The sequence below is a fragment of the Acinetobacter sp. YH16031 genome, assembly GCF_013417335.1.
In the GTDB taxonomy this organism is placed as follows: Bacteria; Pseudomonadota; Gammaproteobacteria; order Pseudomonadales; family Moraxellaceae; genus Acinetobacter.
In genome coordinates this window covers 1-1157 of record NZ_VPED01000182.1, presented here as the reverse complement: position 1 = coordinate 1157, position 1157 = coordinate 1, and the positions used below count along the sequence as shown (strand labels likewise).

General features: G+C 31.3%; 1 protein-coding gene. It reads right to left on the bottom strand.

What is annotated here, in order from left to right; translation table 11 throughout:
• Window positions 1-677 (bottom strand): aminotransferase class I/II-fold pyridoxal phosphate-dependent enzyme (locus tag FTV31_RS17025; protein ID WP_180015819.1); only part of this gene is annotated, 677 nt, incomplete at its 3' end.
• Window positions 678-1157: the final 480 nt, after the last annotated feature.

The following is a 1157-nucleotide window of genomic DNA, read 5'->3' as shown; positions in this document are numbered from 1 at the left end:
CCCGTGTTAAAGGCTGGTATTTCTACAATTTTACGACCTAAATTAGCAAGTAATAATTGTTGCCCATTATAATTTGGTGTCGGAACAATAATACTATCTCCCACCTTAGTTAAAAGTTGGATAACTATAGATATTGCGGGCATACAGCCATGAGTTATAAAAATCGAATCTTCTTGAATATAAATTCCATCTTCAGCCCAATGATTAGATAAAGCTTGACGTAGTTTAAGATGTCCTTGTTTATCACTATAAAGAAAATCTTCTGGAGCACTGTGCTTTAGGGCACGTTGTACAGACCTTCTTAATGTTTCTGTGGGGATCAGTTTAGGAGAGAGCTGTATAGCGCCCAAGTGTATTCTTGATTGATTAATAGAAGCTTCTTGTATTTCATTTTGTAGTTCTAAATTCGTGATGCTACGTGGGTGTGAACTAAATTCTGGGTAAGTTGGTAAATCTATAAGTTTGGGGAGATTTTTTACAAAGTATCCACTTTTGGGTTTAGAAAAAATAAAACCTCTTGATTCTAATAATTCATAGCAAGATTTGGCTGTTGTTATGCTGACGTTATGATGCTGTGCAAAAGATCGTAGAGAACTCAATTTATGATTAGGTTGTATTTCACCTGAAGTAATTTTTTCAGCAATTTGATTTGCTAAGTTCTGATAATAAAAAGTCAAATCTGTACTCTTTTTTAAAATAAAATTGTATCTGTATATCTTTATATCAAAAAATTAATATGCAGAAAATGTACTTAATTATCTTTACCCATTATGAATAAGTTTATCTACATCCTTTGTTTAGCCTCCTTATGTACAGCATGTATAACCCAAGAAGATCATGTTCAAACTAAAGAAATGAACTATGTCTGTTCATCACTAACAAAGAATTATTTAAGGATTAGCCAACTTGATGCTTATGAAGTGTGGAAGAAGGTACAAAGCACATCGGATAAAATTCAAATTTTATATGCTAAACATCAGGCTAATGGACAAATAACATTTAACCAAACTACCAAGTTATTTGAATGTAAAAGAGAAAAAAACAAATATATTCTAAGTGAAATTGACCAACACTCACTAAAGATAAGTCCACTTATAACATTAAGACTCTCTATTTAACATAATGGCAATTATACGAAATGCATTTTTAAATAATGT